The organism is Streptomyces sp. H39-S7, assembly GCF_027158205.1.
GTDB lineage: Bacteria > Actinomycetota > Actinomycetes > Streptomycetales > Streptomycetaceae > Actinacidiphila.
Genome location: NZ_JAPVLU010000026.1, coordinates 26,115 through 44,689 on the forward strand (window position 1 = coordinate 26,115; position 18,575 = coordinate 44,689).

Here is an 18,575-nt window from a genome sequence, read left to right on the forward strand (position 1 = left end):
GGAATATCTCCGCCGACCGGCCCCGGTGAAATGCACTGCCCGTGCGCAGCACGGCCCACCAGGGGTGGTGGCCGGGCGGCGGGTGGGCGATCAGCCGCGCGGCTTCTCGCGCATCTCGTACGTCGCGATGACGTCGTCGACCTTGATGTCGTTGTAGCTGCCGAGGTTGATACCGCCCTCGTAGCCTTCGCGAATCTCGGTGACGTCGTCCTTGAACCGGCGCAGACCCTCGATGTTGAGGTTCTCCGCGATGACCTTGCCATCGCGCAGGAGTCGCGCCTTGGTGTTGCGCTTGACCTCGCCCGAGCGGATGAGGACACCGGCGATGTTGCCCAGCTTGGAGGAGCGGAAGACGTCGCGGATCTCGGCGGTGCCGAGCTCGACCTCTTCGTACTCCGGCTTGAGCATGCCCTTCAGGGCCGCCTCGATCTCGTCGATGACCTGGTAGATCACCGAGTAGTACCGGACGTCGACACCCTCGCGCTCGGCCAGCTGCGTGGCGCGGCCTTCGGCGCGCACGTTGAAGCCGATGACGATGGCGTCGGAACCCGATGCCAGGTTGATGTCCGACTCGGTGACCGCACCCACACCGCGGTGCAGGATGCGCAGGTCGACCTCGGCACCGACGTCCAGCTGCATGAGCGAGGACTCGAGCGCTTCGACCGAACCGGACGCGTCGCCCTTGATGATGAGGTTGAGCTGCTGCACCAGACCGGCCTGCAGGGCCTCGTCCAGGTTCTCCAGGGAGAACCGGACACCCTTGCGGGCGAACGCCGCGTTCCGCTCACGAGCGGCACGCTTCTCGGCGATCTGACGGGCCGTGCGGTCGTCGTCGACAACGAGGAAGTTGTCGCCGGCGCCGGGCACGTTGGTGAGGCCGAGCACCATGACCGGAGTCGAGGGGCCCGCTTCTTCCAGCGTGTTGCCACGGTCGTCGAGCATCGCGCGGACTCGGCCGTACGCGTCGCCGACCACCATGGTGTCGCCGATGCGCAGGGTGCCGCGCTGCACGAGCACGGTCGCCACGGCGCCACGGCCGCGGTCGAGATGAGCCTCGATCGCGATGCCCTGTGCGTCCTGCTCCGGGTTGGCCCGCAGGTCGAGCGAGGCGTCCGCGGTGAGGACCACGGCCTCCAGCAGGCTGTCGATGTGCAGACCCTGCTTGGCGGAGATGTCGACGAACATGGTGTCGCCGCCGTACTCCTCGGCCACGAGGCCGAACTCGGTCAGCTGACCGCGCACCTTGACGGGGTCGGCGCCCTCGACGTCGATCTTGTTGACCGCGACCACGATCGGCACGCCGGCCGCCTTGGCGTGGTTCAACGCTTCGATCGTCTGCGGCATGACACCGTCGTTGGCCGCCACCACGAGGATCGCGATGTCGGTCGACTTGGCACCACGGGCACGCATGGCGGTGAACGCCTCGTGACCGGGGGTGTCAATGAAGGTGATCTTGCGCTCTTCGCCGTTGACCTCGGCCGCGACCTGGTAGGCACCGATGTGCTGGGTGATGCCACCGGCCTCGCCCGCGACCACGTTGGTCTTGCGGATCGCGTCGAGGAGTCGGGTCTTACCGTGGTCGACGTGACCCATGACGGTCACGACCGGCGGACGGGAGACGAGCTCTTCCTCGCCACCCTCGTCCTCGCCGAACTCGATGTCGAAGGACTCGAGCAGCTCGCGGTCCTCCTCCTCCGGGCTGACGATCTCCAGGACGTAGTTCATCTCGTCGGCGAGCAGCTGCAGCGTCGCGTCGGGGACCGACTGCGTCGCCGTGACCATCTCGCCGAGGTTCAACATCACCTGGACGAGCGACGCCGGGTTGGCGTTGATCTTCTCGGCGAAGTCGGTGAGCGAGGAGCCGCGACGCAGGCGTACGGCGGCACCGTTACCGCGGGGCAGCAGCACGCCGCCCACGGACGGGGCCTGCATGCTCTCGTACTCCTGGCGACGCTGGCGCTTCGACTTGCGCCCACGGGCCGGACGGCCATTCGGGCCACGGCCGAAGGCACCCTGCGTGCCGCCACGGGCGTTGGGGCCGCCGGGGCGACCGCCGAAACCACCGGGACGGGGGCCGAAGCCGCCGCCACCGCCGGGAGCACCACCGGGACGCGGGCCGCCGAAGCCGCCGGGACGCGCACCGGGACCGGCCGGACGACCGGCGAAACCGCCGCCGCCGCCACCGGGACGTGCACCGGGACCACCGCTGCCGCCACCGGGACGCGCACCGGGACCGCCACCGGGACGGGCGCCGGGACCGCCGGAGCGGCCGCCGGGACCGCCGGACGGGGCGGGACGCTGCGGCATCATGCCCGGGTTCGGGCGCGGGCCGGAGCTCTGCGGGCGGGGCATGCCGCCGGGAGCCGGACGACCGGCACCGCCGGGACCGCCCGCACCACCCGGACGCGGCGCGCCGCCGGGGCCACCGGCAGAACGCGGTGCGCCACCGGGACCGCCGGTGCCGGCCGGACGAGCGGGACGCTCGCTGCCGGGAGCACCGGCACCCTGGCCGCCGCCGGGACGCGGGGCGCCACCGGGGCGCTGCATCCCGGTGGAGCCACCGGAGGTGAAGGGGTTGTTGCCGGGACGGGGACCCGCCGGACGGGCGCCACCGGGACGGGGTGCGCCACCGGGCGCGCCCTGGCCGGCCGGACGGGCCGGACGGTCGCCACGGGGAGCGGCGTCACGCTGACCGCCGTCACGGCGCTCTTCGCGCTGTGCCGGGGCCGGACGTGCCGGACGGGGGCCGGGAGTGGCACCCGCGGGACGCTGTGCGGCGGCCGGGGCCGCCGGAGCGGAGGCCGCCGGCGCCTGGGGCGCCTGCTGCGTCTGCTGGGCCGGAGCCGGGGCGGAGAACTCCGCGACCGGGACCGGAGCCGCCGGAGCGGGCTTGACCGGGGCCGGCTTCGGACCCGGACGCGGGCCGGCCGGCGTGGAGCCGGTGCCCGTGGCGGCCGGAGCCGCCGGAGTTACGGGGGCGTCCGCGGCCGGCTTGGGAGCCGGCGCAGCGGGACGGGCCGGCGCACCCGGAGTGGGGGCGCCAGGCTTGGCAGGCGTCGCCTTGCGGGGCGCGCCGGGCTTGGCAGCAGGCTTCGCGGCGTTTCCGCCACCGGGCCCCTGCAAAGCGTCAGTCAACTTGCGAACAACCGGCGCCTCGATCGTCGAGGACGCCGAACGTACGAATTCACCAAGTTCTTGGAGCTTGGCCATGACGACCTTGCTCTCAACTCCGAACTCCTTGGCGAGTTCGTATACCCGGACCTTAGCCACTTCGCTCCTTTTAGGTCCGGGGTGATCGTCCGCCGGACCGTCGCTACTTCATGCTCGTACTCATCGCGTACTCATCGAGTGGTGCTCATCGCAATCTCGACCTACTTCCGACTCGCGAGGTACCTGACCGCACGGATACCCGTGCCGTTCACTTACGGTGCCGCCACTTCGACGGGCTTGGTGTTCTGCTCGACGTACCGGCGGAGTTCCGCGGTGTCGAACGTCTCCTTGGACCTGAAGGCCCTGGAGAAGGCCCGGCGGCGAACCGCCAGGTCGAAACAGACCAGGTCAGGGTGCAAGTGAGCGCCCCGACCGGGCAGCGTACCGCGAGGATCGGGGACGCACGCGTCACCGCTCACCGCCACACGCAGCAGATCGTTCTTGGCCACCCGTTCCCGGCAACCCACACAGGTTCGCTCAGGGCACGCAAGGGAACGCGTCCGGCCAGACACTGCTAAGTCTACCTCCCCGCGCCGACCTCACCCCTTCGGGTTAGTCGACGCACGGTTGTTCGGTCAGTCGTGAGTTGACTTTCAGGCCCGCGGAGCGTCCGATTCCGCGGACTCCTCGGCGCTCTCGGGCTCGATGTCCGGACGGATGTCGATCCGCCAGCCGGTCAGCCGGGCGGCGAGGCGGGCGTTCTGCCCTTCCTTGCCGATGGCGAGCGACAGCTGGTAGTCCGGCACGGTCACCCGGGCGGACCGGGCCGCGAGGTCCACGACCTCGACCCGGGAGACCCGGGCCGGCGACAGCGCGTTCGCCACCATGTCGGCCGGGTCGTCCGACCAGTCCACGATGTCGATCTTCTCGCCCTGCAGCTCCGCCATGACCGCCCGCACGCGGGAGCCCATCGGGCCGATGCAGGCGCCCTTGGCGTTCAGCCCGGAGCGCGTCGAGCGCACCGCCATCTTCGTCCGGTGGCCGGCCTCGCGGGCGATCGCCTCGATGACGACCGAACCGTCCGCGATCTCCGGGACCTCCATCTTGAACAGGGCGCGCACCAGGTTGGGGTGCGAGCGCGACAGCGTCACCGACGGACCGCGCACCCCCTTGGCGACGCGGACGACGTAGGAGCGCAGCCGCACCCCGTGCTTGTAGTCCTCGCCCGGCACCTGCTCCTGCACCGGCAGGATGGCTTCCATCTTGCCGATGTCGACCAGCACGTTCTTCGCGTCCATGCCCTGCTGGACCACGCCGGAGACGATGTCCCCCTCACGGCCGGCGTACTCGCCGAACGTGATGTCGTCCTCCGCGTCCCGCAGCCGCTGCAGGATGACCTGCTTCGCGGTGGAGGCGGCGATCCGGCCGAACCCGGAGGGGGTGTCGTCGAACTCGCGGGGCTCGGCGCCCTCGGCGACCTCGGACGCGTCCTCCTTCGCCCACACCGTCACGTGCCCCGACGACTTGTCGAGCTCCACCCGGGCGCGGCGGTGACTGCCCGGCTCCCGGTGGTAGGCGATGAGGAGCGCCGATTCGATCGCCCCGACCAGCAGGTCGAACGAAATCTGCCTCTCCTGCACCAAACCCCGTAGGGCCTTCATGTCGATGTCCACGGCTACGCCTCCTCAATGCTCTCGTCGTTGTCGCTGTCGGTGTCGGCGTCGGCCGTATCCGCTGCGTCGACGTCGTCGTCCTTGTTCTTGCGGTTGAACTCGATCTCCACGCGGGCCTTCGCGATCTCCGCGAACTCCACCCGGCGCGGCTTGGGCTTGCGCCCCTTGATGCCCGGGACCTCCAGATCGAGGCCCGTCTCGTCCAGCGCGATGATCCGCGCGATCAGCTCTTCGTGGTTGTTCAGCGTCAGCTTGACCAGCCGGCCCTCGTTGCGGCGGAAGTGCCGCGGCGTGGTCAGCGGCCGGTCGGTGCCCGGGGAGCTGACCTCCAGGACGTACTCGCCCTGGCCCATCGCGTCCGTGTCGTCGAGCACCTGGGCGATCTCGCGGCTCAGCTCGGCAACCGTGTCGAGCTGCACACCGTCGTCGGAGTCCACCACGACCATCAACTGCCGCCGGCTGCCCGCCGAGGTCACTGTGATCTCTTCCAGATCCAGACCCGTCTTGGCGACGAGCGGCTCCAGCAGTCCGCGCAGCCTCTCGCTCTGGGTGGTGCTCATCCCGGGTGACTCCTCGGCCGCGTGTGTGCTGTTGTATGGAAGGTCGCGTGTCGCCCCAAAGCCTATCTGTTCCGACACCGGATCGACGATTCGGCGTGGTTCGCCCCTCGGTGCCGCCACCCGCGAGCACGGTGGACAGAAGCCCAGGCCCGCCGCCGCCCGGTACGCTCTGGTCGGTGATCAGGGGAGGGGGCGCGGTGACAGGCAGAGCTACGCCGGGCAGACGGACGGTACTGGCCTCGGCCGCCGGAATACCGCTGGTGGTGGGCGCGGGCGGGCTGGCGGCGCTGGCCGGGCTCGCGACCGGCTGCTCCGGCGGGACCCCGGCCGCGGCGGACACCCCGCACCCCACTCCCCCGGCCGTCCCGGGAGCCGCACTGCGGGCCCGGGCCGCGACCGACAGCACGGCGCTCCTCGCCCGCTACGACGGCCTCATCGCGGCCCGTCCGGAACTCACCGCGCGGCTCGCCCCGCTGCGGGCCGAAGTCGCCCGGCACGCCCAGGCGTTCGGCGCCCCCGCGCCGAAGCCGGCCCCCGCCGGGACCACCGTCACCACGGTCCCGCCCACCCTCGGCACCCTCGCCGACGCCGAACGCCGGCTCGCGGACACCCGCGCGACCGCGCTGCTCGACGCGCCGCCGGAGCTGGCCCGGCTGCTCGCCTCGATGGCCGCCGCCGGGGCCGCGCACGTGATCCTGCTGACGGCGAAGGGCTGAGGAGATGACGCAGCAGGCCGTGGCCGCGCTCCAGGCCGCGCTCGCCGCGGAACACGCCGCGGTGTACGCCTATGGGGTGATCGGCGCCCGGGTCGCGAAGCCGCGCGCCGCCGACGCCCGCGCCGCCTACGACTCGCACCGCGCTCGCCGCGACGCGCTGGGCCGCACCGTACGGGACCTGGGCGGGGAGCCGGTGCCGGCGGACGCCGGGTACGCGCTCCCGTTCCCGGTGGCAGACAGCGCCGCGGCCGTCCGGCTGGCCGCCGTGATCGAGGACCGGGTCGCCGGCGTGTACGGGGATCTGGTCCGCGCGGCGACCGGGGAGGCGCGCCGTGACGCGGCCGGCGCCCTGCGCGAGGCGGCGGTGCGTGCCGTGCGGTGGCGCGGCGGCAGCGTAGCCTTCCCCGGGTTGGCCGAGCGGAGCTCCCCGTGAGAGCCGCCCTGTAGAGGGCCGTGCGAGGGCTGTACGGCGCGGCAGAACGGGAAGGCCTCTCCGTGGACGGGGAGACCCGCCCCGCGAAGGATCCACGGAGGGACAGCACGACCATGGCTTCAGCACCGCGACCCGGCGGCCCCGGCACCATCCCGCTGGACCCGCCCGACCGGCTGGTCCGGTCGATCGGTGCCTGGGAGGGCGACGCCGGCCAGGAGTGGCTCGCGGGGCTGCCGGGCCGGGTGGCCGCGACGCTGGAGCGGTGGGAGCTGCGGCCGGAGCGGGTGTTCACCCCCGGCGGCCGGCTCAGCATGATCGTGCTCGTCCGGACCTCGGACGACGCCCCCGCCGTGCTCAAGGTGGGCATGGTCACCGCCGGGACCGAGCACGAGCACACCGCGCTCGCCCACTGGGACGGCCGCGGCGCGGTCCGGCTGCTGCGCTCGGAGCCCGCCGAGGGCGCGATGCTGCTGGAGCGGCTGCAGGGCGAGGTGTCGCTGCGCTCCCTCCCGGAGCCCAAGGCGATGCTCGAAGCGACGGCCACCTTGCAGCGGCTGTGGGTGGCGCCCGCCGAGGGCCATCCGTTCGCCTCGGTCGCCGATGACACCGCGGGCCTCGCCGCGCGGCTGCGCGAGCGCCGTGAGCTGCCGTGGGCGGCGGAGGTGCGCCCGCTCATTGACGAGGCGCTGGCACTGCGCGAGCAGCTGCTGTCCACGGCGGTGGAGGACGTGCTGCTGCACGGCGACTACCACCACGGCAACGTGCTGGCCGCCGAGCGCAGCCCGTGGCTGGCCATCGACCCCAAGCCGCTGGTCGGCGACCGGGCGTACGACCTGGCCTGGCTGGTCCGCGACCGGGTGGAGACGCTGGCCGCCGCCCCCGGGCCGCAGGCCGCCGCCCGCCGCCGGGTCGCGAAGCTCGGCGCCGCGCTCGACGTGGACCCGGAGCGGCTGCGCGGCTGGAGCTGCTTCCGGGCTGTCGAGGCGGGCGTCCGGTCACTCTCGGCCGGCGACCGCCAGACCGGCGAGCTCCTGCTGGAATTCGCCGGCTGGCTGTAGACCGCCTCAGCCGGCCAGCCGGGCCAGTGCCTCCTCGACCGTCAGCTCGACCCGCTCGCCCGACCGGCGGTCCTTCAGCTCCACGACGCCCTCGGCCGCGCGGCGGCCGACGACGAGGATCTGCGGGACGCCGATGAGTTCCGCGTCGGTGAACTTCACACCGGGCGATACCCCGGCGCGGTCGTCGACGAGCACCCGGACGCCCGCGGCGTGCAGCTTCTCCGCGACTTCGAGCGCCAGCTCCGTCTGCAGGGCCTTGCCCGCCGCGACGACGTGCACATCGGCGGGGGCCACCTCGCGCGGCCAGCACAGGCCCTGGCCATCGGCGGTCTGCTCGGCGAGGGCCGCGACCGCGCGGGAGACGCCGATGCCGTAGGAGCCCATCGTCACCCGCACCGGCTTGCCCTGCTGCCCGAGCACGTCGAGCTGGAAGGCGTCGGCGTATTTGCGGCCGAGCTGGAAGATGTGGCCGATCTCGATCGCGCGGTCCAACCGCAGTCCGGCGCCGCAGCGCGGGCAGGGGTCGCCGGGCCGCACGGTGACGACGTCGAGGTAGCGGTCGACCTCGAAGTCCCGGCCGCAGACGACGTCGCGCGCGTGCTTGCCGGGCTTGTTGGCGCCGGTGATCCAGGCGGTGCCCCGGACGATGCGCGGGTCGGCGATGTACTCGATGCCGTCCAGGCCCTGCGGGCCCACATAGCCGCGGACGAGCTCGGGGCGGCCCACGAAGTCCTCGGCGGTGACCAGTTCGACGACGGCCGGGGCGAGGTGCTCGCCGAGCTTGCCGAGGTCGACCTCGCGGTCACCGGGGACGCCGATGGCGGTGATCTTGCCGTCGACCTTCACCAGCAGGTTCTTCAGCGTCGCGGACGCCGGGACGCCCAGGTGCGCGGCGAGGGTCTCGATCGTGGGGGTGTCGGGGGTGTCGAGCTCCTCGACGGGCCCGTGCTCCGTGTCCTCGACCGGCGGCACGACCGTGGTGACGGCCTCGGTGTTCGCCGCGTACTCGCAGGCCGGGCAGTCCACGAAGGTGTCCTCGCCGGCCTCGGCGGGGGCGAGGAACTCCTCGGAGGCGGAGCCGCCCATCGCACCCGAGACCGCGGAGACGATCCGGTAGTCGAAGCCGAGCCGGGTGAAGATCCGGATGTACGCGTCGCGGTGCGCCCGGTAGGCCTCGGCCAGTCCCTCGTCCGTGGTGTCGAAGGAGTACGAGTCCTTCATCTGGAACTCGCGGCCGCGCAGCACGCCGGAACGCGGGCGGGCCTCGTCCCGGTACTTCGTCTGGATCTGGTAGAGGATCACCGGCAGGTCCTTGTAGGACGTGCACTGGTCCTTCACCACCTGGGTGAAGATCTCCTCGTGGGTCGGGCCGAGGACGTAGTCCGCGCCCTTGCGGTCCTTGAGCTGGAAGAGCAGGTCGCCGTACTCTCCCGCGCGGCCGGTCGTCTCGTAGTGCTCGCGCGGCAGCAGCGCGGGCAGCAGCACTTCCTGGCCGCCGATGGCGTCCATCTCCTCGCGGACGACGCGGGAGACGTTCTCCAGGACCCGCTTGCCGAGCGGCAGCCAGATCCAGACGCCCGCCGACGAGCGGCGTACGAAACCGGCCCGGACCAGCAGCTTGTGGCTGGCGGTCTCGGCGTCGGCCGGGTCGTCGCGCAGCGTCTTGAGCATCAGACGGGACATGCGCAGGACCATGGTGGCTCTCCAGGGGGCTCGACGGGGATTCCCGCGAGGATATCCAGCCCGCCCGGCGGCACGGAAACGCGTTATGCCGGGTTCCGGGGCCGATCCGGGCGGAGCAGCGGCAGGGGCGCGCCCATCACCGCGTACGGACTCGTCGCGCTGGGGAAGTGCACGGGGCGGGCCAGGTCCTGGTAGCCCAGCGACCGGTAGAGGTGGCGGGCGGGGCTCTCGACGTCGATCGCGGAGAGGATGCTGCGCGGCTCGGTGGCCGTGTCGGTGATGGTGGTGATCAGCTGCCGTCCGATGCCCAGGCCCTGGAAGGCGGGCAGCACGTGCAGTTCCGTGATGACGAAGGAGCCGTCGAGCCACTGCTCGGTGCCGCGGTGGCGCATGTAGGGCTGGACGACGGTGGACCACCAGTGCGCGCGGTCGTTGGGCATGCCGTAGACGAAGCCGACGAGCCGGCCGTCCTCGGTGGTCGCGCCCAGCGAGCGGGCACCCGGGCAGGCGAGGTGCCGCACGACGATCTGGCGGCGGATGGCGATCTCGTCGTCGTCGAGACCGAAGGCGAGGGCCTGGACGGCGAGGGCCTCGTCGACCCGTTCCCCGAGGTCGAGACGGCCGACCGCGACATCTTCCATGGGACGCGACATTACGTCAGAACAGCACGCTCATGAAGGCTCCGACCTCGGTGAATCCCACCCGGCGGTAGGAGGCGCGGGCGGGTGCGTTGAAGTCGTTGACGTACAGACTCGCGACCGGCGCCACATCCCGCAGCGCGTAGTGCAGCACGGCGGTCATGCCGGCTTCCGACAGGCCCTGTCCCCGGTACTCCGGCGCCACCCAGACACCTTGGATCTGGCAGGCGTGCCGGGTGACGGCGCCGATCTCGGCCTTGAAGACCACCCGGCCGTTCTCGATGCGGGCGAAGGACCGGCCGGCGGTCACGAGTTCGGCGACTCGGGCCTGGTAGAGCAGCCCGCCGTCCCCGGCGAGCGGGGAGACGCCGACCTCCTCGGTGAACATGGACACGCACGCGGGCATGATCACGTCCATCTCGTCGCGCCGGACGCGGCGTACGAGGGGGTCGGGGGTGATGCCCGCGGGCAGCGCCCGGGTCGTCATCAGCGGCTGGCGGCCGCGGATCTCCCGGGCGGGGCCCCAGCTGGGTTCGAGCAGCGACCACAGCTCGGTGGTGGGCTCGGCGGGTCCGACGATCGACGAGCAGCGGCGGCCCGCCCGGCGGGCCCGCTCGGCGAAGGCGCGGACGGCTTCGGGGCCTGCGCAGATGGGCACCAGGTTGGCGCCCGCGTAACACAGGGAGGTGAGCCGGCCGCCGGAGTACCAGCCCCACATCTCGCCGCCGAGGCGCCAGGGGTCGAGGCCCGCGACGCTCACACGGGAGGCGACGAACGCGTTGGACACGGGGTCGCGGTCGAGCACTTCGAGGGCGGCGTCGAGTTCGCCGGCCTCCAGGACCTTCGCGGTCGTCGTCGTCAACACGTGTGCGCCTCACCTACAGGCCGCGGGGGGCGGGGGTACCCCCGGCCACACGACCGGGGGTAGATCTTCGCACTTTACCCCGCGGCGGCGGGTTTCGCGGAGGTGGCCTGGGGGCCTCTCCCCGGTCAGCTCACGTTGACCTGGGGCTCGCCGGACGCGATGCCGTCCGCTTCCATCTGCTCGGCGATCTTCATCGCCTCTTCGATCAGGGTCTCCACGATCTTCGACTCCGGCACGGTCTTGATGACCTCGCCCTTGACGAAGATCTGGCCCTTGCCGTTGCCGGACGCGACACCGAGGTCGGCCTCGCGGGCCTCACCGGGGCCGTTCACGACGCAGCCCATGACGGCGACCCTGAGCGGGACCTCCATGCCCTCCAGGCCCGCGGCGACCTGGTCGGCGAGCTTGTACACGTCGACCTGGGCGCGGCCGCAGGACGGGCAGGAGACGATCTCCAGGCGGCGCTGCTTGAGGTTAAGCGACTCCAGGATCTGGAGGCCGACCTTGATCTCCTCGACCGGCGGAGCGGAGAGCGAGACACGGATCGTGTCGCCGATGCCCTCGGAGAGCAGCGCGCCGAACGCGACGGCGGACTTGATGGTGCCCTGGAACGCGGGACCGGCCTCGGTGACACCGAGGTGCAGCGGGTAGTCGCACTTGCTCGCCAGCAGCCGGTAGGCGTTGACCATCACGACCGGGTCGTTGTGCTTGACCGAGATCTTGATGTCCCGGAAGCCGTGCTCCTCGAACAGCGAGCACTCCCACAGCGCGGACTCGACCAGCGCCTCGGGGGTGGCCTTGCCGTACTTCTCCATCAGCCGGCGGTCCAGCGAGCCCGCGTTGACGCCGATCCGGATCGGGGTGCCGACCGAGGCGGCCGCCTTCGCGATCTCCTTGACCTTGTCGTCGAACTGCTTGATGTTGCCGGGGTTGACCCGGACGGCCGCACAACCGGCGTCGAGCGCGGCGAAGACGTACTTCGGCTGGAAGTGGATGTCGGCGATCACCGGGATCTGCGACTTCCTGGCGATGGTGGCCAGCGCGTCCGCGTCGTCCTGCGTCGGGCAGGCCACCCGCACGATCTGGCAGCCGGAAGCGGTGAGCTCGGCGATCTGCTGGAGGGTCGCCCCGATGTCCGCCGTCACCGTCGTCGTCATCGACTGGACCGAAACCGGCGCGTCCCCACCCACCGCGACCGACCCGACCTGGATCTTGCGGCTGTGGCGGCGTTCGGCGAGCTTGATCGGAACGTCGGGCATTCCGAGCGAAATCGCGGTCATGTTCTTGGCATCCCCAAGGCTGTGGAACAAGGTCCCGGCGTGGGCGGGCTCCGATCACCGAGGTTACGGCACCCCGCCCACGTCTCCGGCATCCGTCAGGAAAGCGTCACCGGATTGACGACGTCCGCCACGAGCACCAGTGCGGTGAAGCAGATGAAGATGCCCGCGACGACATAGGCGACCGGCATCAGTTTGGCCACGTCGAAGGGGCCCGGGTCCGGGCGCCGGGTCAGCTTGGCGAGCCTGCGGCGCAGGGACTCCCACAGCGCGCCGGCGATGTGACCGCCGTCGAGCGGGAGCAGGGGCAGCATGTTGAACAGGAAGAGCGACAGGTTCACGCCGGCGAGCAGGTTGATGAAGAAGGCGAGCGACTGGGTCGCGGGGATGTCGGAGGAGAAGATCTCCCCGCTGATCCGGGCGACACCGACCATGCCGACGGGCTGGTCCGGGGTGCGCTTGTCGCCCTGGAAGGCCGATCCCCAGAGCGCCGGGATCTTCGACGGGATGTCGCCGATGCCCTCGATGCTGTGCTTGGTCATGACCACCATGTAGTCGGCGGACTCCGACAGCGAGAGGGTCTGCACCTTGAAGTCCGGCGAGAAGCCGAGGAACCCCGCGGTCACGTACTTGTCGCGCACGTAGTTGCCGTCGCCGTCCCGCTGGACGACGGTGTTCTTGACGAGATCGGCGTCCAGCGTGAGGTTCTGACCGCCCCGGACGACCCCGATGGTGGCATGGCCGATCGTCTCGCGGATGTGGTCCGAGAGCTCGGACCACTTGGTGACCGGTTCTCCGTTGAAGGACACGATCCGGTCGCCGGCCAGCAGCCCGGCCGTCTTCGCGGGCGGCGGCTTGGCGCCCTTGGGACAGACGTCCGATTTCGCGGTCGCGGCGACCACGCACTCGCCGACACTGCTGACGGTGGTGGTCTCCTTCACCTGCCCGAGCCCCATCAGGGTGATCGCGAAGAGCACCACGGCCAGGATCAGGTTCATGAAGGGCCCGGCGAACATCACGATGACGCGCTTCCACGGCTTGCGCGTGTAGAACATCCGCGTCTCGTCGCCCGGCTGCAGCTCCTCGTACGCCGCCGAGCGGGCGTCTTCTATCATGCTGCGCCACGGCGAGGTGGAGCGTGCGGTGACCTTGCCGTCCGCACCGGGCGGGAACATGCCGATCATGCGGATGTAGCCGCCGAGCGGGATGGCCTTGATGCCGTACTCGGTCTCGCCCCGGTGCCGTGACCAGATCGTCGGGCCGAAGCCGACCATGTACTGCGGCACGCGGATCTTGAAGAGCTTGGCGGTGGAGAGATGGCCGAGCTCGTGCCAGGCGATGGAGATGAGCAGGCCGACGACGAAGATGACGATCCCGACGCCCCACATGAGTGCCGTCATACCCGTGCAGCCTCCGTAGCCAGTTCCCGTGCGCGGGCCCGTGCCCACGCTTCCGCCTCAAGGACGTCCTCGACGGTCAGTCGAGTTCCCGGATCCGGGTGGCCGTGTTCCTCGACCACCCGGGCGACGGTGTCCACGATCCCCGTGAAGGGCAGTCGGCCGGCGAGGAAGGCGTCGACGCATTCCTCGTTGGCCGCGTTGAACACCGCGGGTGCGGTGCCCCCGAGGCTACCTACATGTCGCGCCAAAGCCACTGCCGGGAACGCGTCGTCGTCGAGCGGAAAGAATTCCCACGTCGACGCCTTCGACCAGTCGCACCCGGGCGCGGCGTCCGGGACCCGCCGGGGCCAGCCGAGACCGAGGGCGATGGGCATCCGCATGTCGGGCGGGCTCGCCTGGGCGAGCGTCGAACCGTCGGCGAACTCCACCATCGAGTGAATGTACGACTGGGGGTGGACCACGACCTCGATCCGGTCGAAGGGGATGTCGAAGAGCAGATGCGCCTCGATCACCTCCAGGCCCTTGTTGACCAGGGTCGCGGAGTTGATCGTGACGACCGGCCCCATGGTCCAGGTCGGATGCGCGAGCGCGTCCTTCGGGGTGACGTCGGCGAGCTCCTCCTTGGTGCGGCCGCGGAACGGGCCGCCGGAGGCGGTGACGATCAGCTTGCGGACCTCCTCGCGGCTGCCGCCCATGAGCGCCTGGAAGAGCGCGGAGTGCTCGGAGTCCACCGGGATGATCTGGCCGGGCTTCGCGAGCGCCTTCACCAGCGGGCCGCCCACGATCAGCGACTCCTTGTTGGCGAGGATCAGCACCCGGCCGGCCTCGAGGGCGGCCAGCGTCGGGCGCAGCCCGATCGAACCGGTGATGCCGTTGAGGACCGAGTGGCACTCGCTCGCGGCGAGCCGGGTCGCGGCGTCGGGCCCCGCCAGGATCTCGGGCAGCGCCTCGCCGGCACCGAAGTGCCGGCCGAGCGCCTGCCGCAGCGGCTCGACGGCGGCCTCGTCCGCCACGGCCACGGTCCGTACCCGCAGCTGGTGGGCCTGCTCGGCGAGCAGCTCGATCCGGCCGCCGGCGGCGGACAGCGCCACCACCCGGAAGCGGTCGGGATTGCGCAGCACCACGTCGATGGCCTGGGTGCCGATCGATCCGGTGGAACCGAGGATCACGATGTCCCGGGGCCCGTCGGTCTCGGCGGCGGCCGCGAAATCGCGGTGATGCGGGTCTGCGAGGGAGTCCGTCATCCCCCCATTGTGGCCGCATCCCCTGTCGGAACCGACAGGGGATGCGGGTGGCGGGGTGCGTCGGCGGGTCGGGTCAGCGGATGGGGCGGTGGACGTTGTCGGTCGTGGCGGGGCCGGGCGTGGCGTCGGCGATCCACGGGCCTTCGCCGCTGGGGTCGACGATGCCGGCCTCCAGCCACGTGTAGGCGCCGCCGAGCACCCCGTCGACGACCTTGCGGTCCAGGTCGTCGGTGTTCGACCACAAGCGGTTGAAGAGCTCCTCGACCCGGATCCGGGACTGCCGGCAGAAGGCGTCGGCGAGCTGGTACGCGGCCCGGCCCTCCTCGCCGGACGAGCGCAGCATCTCGGCGCGTACGCAGGCGGCGCTCATCGCGAAGAGCTCCGCCCCGATGTCGACGATGCGGCCGAGGAAGCCCTGCTTCGTCTCCATCCGGCCCTGCCAGCGCGCCATCGCCATGAACGTGGAACGGGCGAGCTTGCGCGCGCTGCGCTCGGTGTACCGCAGGTGGGCGGCCAGGTCCGGATAGCCGTCCGGGTGGAACTCGGGGTAGGACGTCGGCAGTTGGCCGGGTCCGGCGACGAGCTTGGGGAGCCAGCGGGCGTAGAAGCCGCCGGCCCTCGCACCGGCCTTCGCCTTGTCGCCGAGGCTCTTCTCGGGGTCGATGAGGTCGCCCGCGACGGACAGGTGCGCGTCGACCGCCTCACGGGCGATCAGCAGGTGCATGATCTCCGTCGAACCCTCGAAGATGCGGTTGATGCGCAGGTCGCGCAGCACCTGCTCGGCGGGGACGGCACGCTCGCCGCGGGCGGCGAGGGACGCGGCGGTCTCGAAGCCGCGGCCGCCGCGGATCTGCACCAGTTCGTCAGCCATCAGGCAGCCCATCTCGCTGCCGTAGAGCTTGGCGAGGGCGGCCTCGATCCGGATGTCGTTGCGGTCCTCGTCGGCCATCTGTGACGAGAGGTCGACGACCGCCTCGAGGGCGAACGTGGTCGCCGCGATGAAGGCGATCTTCGAGCCGACCGCCTCGTGCTTCGCGATGGACTTGCCCCACTGCTCGCGCTCCAGGGACCATTCGCGGGCGATCTTCAAGCACCACTTGCCGGCGCCGACGCACATCGCGGGCAGCGACAGGCGGCCGGTGTTGAGGGTGGTCAGGGCGATCTTGAGGCCGGCGCCCTCGGGGCCGATGCGGTTGCCGGCGGGGACGGTGACCTGGTGGAACCGGGTGACGCCGTTCTCCAGACCGCGCAGCCCCATGAACGCGTTGCGGTGCTCGACGGTGACACCCTCGGAGGCTGCCTCGACGACGAAGGCGGTGATGCCGCCCTTGTGCCCCTCCGACTTCGGCACCCGGGCCATCACGACCAGCAGGTCGGCGACGACGCCGTTGGTCGTCCAGAGCTTGACGCCGTCCAGGACGTAGGCGGAGCCGTCCGCGGTGGGCACCGCGCTGGTCGCCAGCCGGGCCGGGTCCGAGCCGACATCGGGCTCGGTGAGCAGGAAGGCGCTGATGTCGGTGCGCGCGCAGCGCGGGAGGAAGGCTTCCTTCTGCTCCGCGGTGCCGAACATCTTGAGCGGCTGCGGGACGCCGATGGACTGGTGCGCGGAGAGCAGCGCGCCGATCGCGGCGTTGGCGGAGCCCACGAGCGCGAGGGCCTTGTTGTAGTACACCTGCGTCAGGCCCAGGCCGCCGTACTTCGTGTCGATCTTCATGCCGAGGGCACCGAGCTCCTTGAGCCCGTTGATGACCTCGTCGGGGATCTGCGCGTCGCGTTCGATCAGCGCCGTGTCAATCTTCGTCTCGCAGAAGTGCTGGAGCCTGGCGAGGAATTCCTCACCGCGCTGGACGTCGCCGGGCGCCGGCTGGGGATGTGGGTGGATCAGATCGAGCCTGAAGCGTCCCAGGAACAGCTCCTTGGCGAAGCTGGGCTTCCGCCAGTCCTGTTCGCGGGCGGCCTCGGCCACCTGCCGGGCCTCGCGCTCAGAAACGTTGTGTGCGGATGGTGCGGTCAAGAGGGCTCACCTCGCCGCGGAGTCGGGATGTACGGACGCGGTCGGCCACCCGGGCATCCGGCCGCCGAACTACCGGGGTCGCCGAGTTACCGATCGGTTCTACTTGCCCGTATCTACCCCAATTCCCGTGCCTCCACCACCCCCCGAACAGCACGGACCGGGCGCACGGCCCCCTCCGCTCACCCGATCGGGTGACGGACCAATCCGGCTCACGCACCGCTCCGAATGCCCCGTGTGACAAGGAACTGGAAGCGCGAGCTGCTGCTCGGCGCGGTAAGCGGAGAACTGGCGGCAGCCGTCTCGCTCGCCGCCGCCGAGCTGGTGGCCATCGCCGTCGGACCGCAGGCATCGCCGGTGACGGCGATCGGCGGAACGGCGATCGACGCGACTCCGGTGGAGGTCAAGAACTGGGCGATCCGGCACTTCGGCACCTCCGACAAGCTGGTGCTGCAGTTGGGCATCGTGGCGACGCTGGCGCTGTTCGCGGCGGTCGTCGGCGTGATCGCCGTGCGCCACCGGCCGGCGGGCGTCATCGGCGTGGCGCTCTTCGGGGTGGTCGGCGCGGTGGCGGCGGTCCGGCGGCCGGTCGGTGTGTGGACGGACGCGTTCCCCTCGCTCGTCGGCGCACTGGCCGGCGCGGCGGTCCTCTGGCTGCTGGCCGGCCGGATCCGTGGGCGGGGCGCACCCGTCCAGGACGACGCCGGAGGTCCCGGGGAACCGGCCGGCGCCTTCGACCGGCGCGGGTTCCTGATCGCCGCGTCCGCGGCGGCCGCGTTCTCCGCCGTCGGCGGCACCGTCGGCCGGCGGCTGAACACCAACAACGCTGCGGCGGTCGCCTCCCGTGACGCCGTCAGACTGCCCGCCCCGCTGTCGGCGGCGGGGCGGGTGCCTGCGGGCACCGACCTGCGGATCCCCGGCATGATGCCCTTCACGACGCCCAACGCGTCCTTCTACCGGGTGGACACCGCACTCACCGTTCCGCAGGTGAACGCCGATACCTGGCGGCTGCGGATCCACGGAAAGGGCGTCAGCAAGCCGCTGGAGTTCACCTATCAGGACCTGCTGCGGCGGCCGCTGGTCGAGCGGGACATCACGTTGACCTGTGTGTCCAACGAGGTCGGCGGCCCCTACGTCGGCAACGCCCGGTGGATCGGGGTGCCGCTCGCAGCCCTCCTCAAGGAGGCCGGCGTCCGGCCGCCTTCCGCCGGCGGTCCCGCCGATCAGCTGGTGGCGCGCTCGGTGGACGGGATGACGCTCGGCAGCCCGGTCGAGACCGTGCTCGACGGCCGGGACGCGATGCTCGCGGTCGGGATGAACGGCGAGCCGCTGCCGTTCACCCACGGCTTCCCGGTCCGGATGCTCGTCCCGGGCCTCTACGGCTACGTGTCGGCCTGCAAATGGCTGACCGACCTGGAACTGACCACCTTCGCCGACTACGACGCCTACTGGGTCCGGCGCAGCTGGTCCCCGCGGGCCCCCATCAAGACGTCGTCCCGGATCGACACCCCCCGGCCCTTCGCCTCGCTGAAGGCGGGCCCCGTGCCCGTCGCGGGCGTCGCGTGGGCCCAGCACCGTGGTGTCGACAAGGTCGAGGTGCGGATCGACGGCGGTGAGTGGCTGGCCGCCCGGCCCGCCACGGAGGACACCGCCGACACCTGGCGCCAGTGGTCCTACCCCTGGGACGCCAAGCCCGGTTCGCACCGCATCGAGGTCCGCGCGACGGACCGCACCGGCCAGACCCAGACCGAGGACCGCCAGGGCACCGTGCCCAACGGCTCCACGGGCTGGCACTCGGTGGTGGTCACCGTGGAGTGAGCTCCGCGCGCCACGTCACCGGCACCCCCATCCGCACCACATCGCAACA

15 protein-coding genes are annotated in these 18,575 nt (G+C 71.5%); 4 read left to right on the top strand and 11 right to left on the bottom strand.

What is annotated here, in order from left to right; genetic code table 11:
- Positions 1-90: 90 nt before the first annotated feature.
- The 4 genes from infB to rimP all read right to left on the bottom strand — a co-directional run bounded on the left by infB (position 91) and on the right by rimP (position 5,383).
- Positions 91-3,270, bottom strand: a complete 3,180-nt coding sequence (infB, locus tag O3X23_RS24485) for a translation initiation factor IF-2 (RefSeq protein WP_269273657.1) — start codon at positions 3,268-3,270, stop codon at positions 91-93.
- 152 nt (positions 3,271-3,422) lie between these two features.
- The gene (locus tag O3X23_RS24490; protein ID WP_138356691.1) at positions 3,423-3,722 is read right to left on the bottom strand and encodes a YlxR family protein; all 300 of its coding nucleotides are present in this window, start codon (positions 3,720-3,722) and stop codon (positions 3,423-3,425) included.
- Positions 3,723-3,803: 81 nt separating this feature from the next.
- Positions 3,804-4,823, bottom strand: coding sequence for a transcription termination factor NusA (gene nusA / locus O3X23_RS24495; protein ID WP_269273658.1), 1,020 nt, complete (start codon positions 4,821-4,823; stop codon positions 3,804-3,806).
- Positions 4,824-4,825: 2 nt separating this feature from the next.
- Positions 4,826-5,383 carry a ribosome maturation factor RimP gene (rimP, locus tag O3X23_RS24500; RefSeq protein ID WP_269273659.1) on the bottom strand — a complete coding sequence of 186 codons (558 nt, stop codon included), beginning with the start codon at positions 5,381-5,383 and terminating at the stop codon, positions 4,826-4,828.
- A 197-nt stretch (positions 5,384-5,580) separates the two neighbouring features.
- Between rimP and O3X23_RS24505 the strand changes: the two genes are divergently transcribed.
- From O3X23_RS24505 to O3X23_RS24515, 3 genes are all read left to right on the top strand, one after another.
- The gene (locus O3X23_RS24505) at positions 5,581-6,099 is read left to right on the top strand and encodes a hypothetical protein (protein WP_269273660.1); all 519 of its coding nucleotides are present in this window, start codon (positions 5,581-5,583) and stop codon (positions 6,097-6,099) included.
- A gap of 4 nt (positions 6,100-6,103) precedes the next feature.
- Positions 6,104-6,532 carry a ferritin-like domain-containing protein gene (locus tag O3X23_RS24510; protein ID WP_269273661.1) on the top strand — a complete coding sequence of 143 codons (429 nt, stop codon included), beginning with the start codon at positions 6,104-6,106 and terminating at the stop codon, positions 6,530-6,532.
- A 113-nt stretch (positions 6,533-6,645) separates the two neighbouring features.
- Positions 6,646-7,590, top strand: coding sequence for an aminoglycoside phosphotransferase family protein (locus O3X23_RS24515; protein ID WP_269273662.1), 945 nt, complete (start codon positions 6,646-6,648; stop codon positions 7,588-7,590).
- A 6-nt stretch (positions 7,591-7,596) separates the two neighbouring features.
- On the opposite strand, the gene O3X23_RS24520 is transcribed toward O3X23_RS24515, so the two are convergent.
- The 7 genes from O3X23_RS24520 to O3X23_RS24550 all read right to left on the bottom strand — a co-directional run bounded on the left by O3X23_RS24520 (position 7,597) and on the right by O3X23_RS24550 (position 16,711).
- On the bottom strand, positions 7,597-9,285 hold the full coding sequence (locus O3X23_RS24520) for a proline--tRNA ligase (protein WP_269273663.1): 1,689 nt from the start codon (positions 9,283-9,285) through the stop codon (positions 7,597-7,599).
- Between the two features lie 71 nt (positions 9,286-9,356).
- On the bottom strand, positions 9,357-9,914 hold the full coding sequence (locus tag O3X23_RS24525) for a GNAT family N-acetyltransferase (RefSeq protein WP_269273664.1): 558 nt from the start codon (positions 9,912-9,914) through the stop codon (positions 9,357-9,359).
- 16 nt (positions 9,915-9,930) lie between these two features.
- Positions 9,931-10,776: a GNAT family N-acetyltransferase gene (locus tag O3X23_RS24530; RefSeq protein ID WP_269273665.1), complete on the bottom strand. Its 846-nt coding sequence runs from the start codon at positions 10,774-10,776 to the stop codon at positions 9,931-9,933.
- A gap of 125 nt (positions 10,777-10,901) precedes the next feature.
- Entirely contained in the window at positions 10,902-12,056 is a 1,155-nt protein-coding gene (gene ispG / locus O3X23_RS24535; RefSeq protein WP_269273666.1) for a flavodoxin-dependent (E)-4-hydroxy-3-methylbut-2-enyl-diphosphate synthase, read from the bottom strand.
- A 95-nt stretch (positions 12,057-12,151) separates the two neighbouring features.
- A complete protein-coding gene (locus O3X23_RS24540; RefSeq protein ID WP_269273667.1) occupies positions 12,152-13,453 on the bottom strand; it encodes a M50 family metallopeptidase in 1,302 nt (433 codons plus the stop codon).
- Positions 13,450-14,697: a 1-deoxy-D-xylulose-5-phosphate reductoisomerase gene (dxr, locus tag O3X23_RS24545; protein ID WP_269273668.1), complete on the bottom strand. Its 1,248-nt coding sequence runs from the start codon at positions 14,695-14,697 to the stop codon at positions 13,450-13,452. Before dxr ends, O3X23_RS24540 begins: the two co-directional genes overlap by 4 nt.
- A gap of 73 nt (positions 14,698-14,770) precedes the next feature.
- Positions 14,771-16,711: an acyl-CoA dehydrogenase family protein gene (locus O3X23_RS24550; RefSeq protein ID WP_269273669.1), complete on the bottom strand. Its 1,941-nt coding sequence runs from the start codon at positions 16,709-16,711 to the stop codon at positions 14,771-14,773.
- A 225-nt stretch (positions 16,712-16,936) separates the two neighbouring features.
- Between O3X23_RS24550 and O3X23_RS24555 the strand changes: the two genes are divergently transcribed.
- Positions 16,937-18,526, top strand: coding sequence for a molybdopterin-dependent oxidoreductase (locus O3X23_RS24555; protein ID WP_443047954.1), 1,590 nt, complete (start codon positions 16,937-16,939; stop codon positions 18,524-18,526).
- The last annotated feature ends 49 nt before the right edge of the window (positions 18,527-18,575 follow it).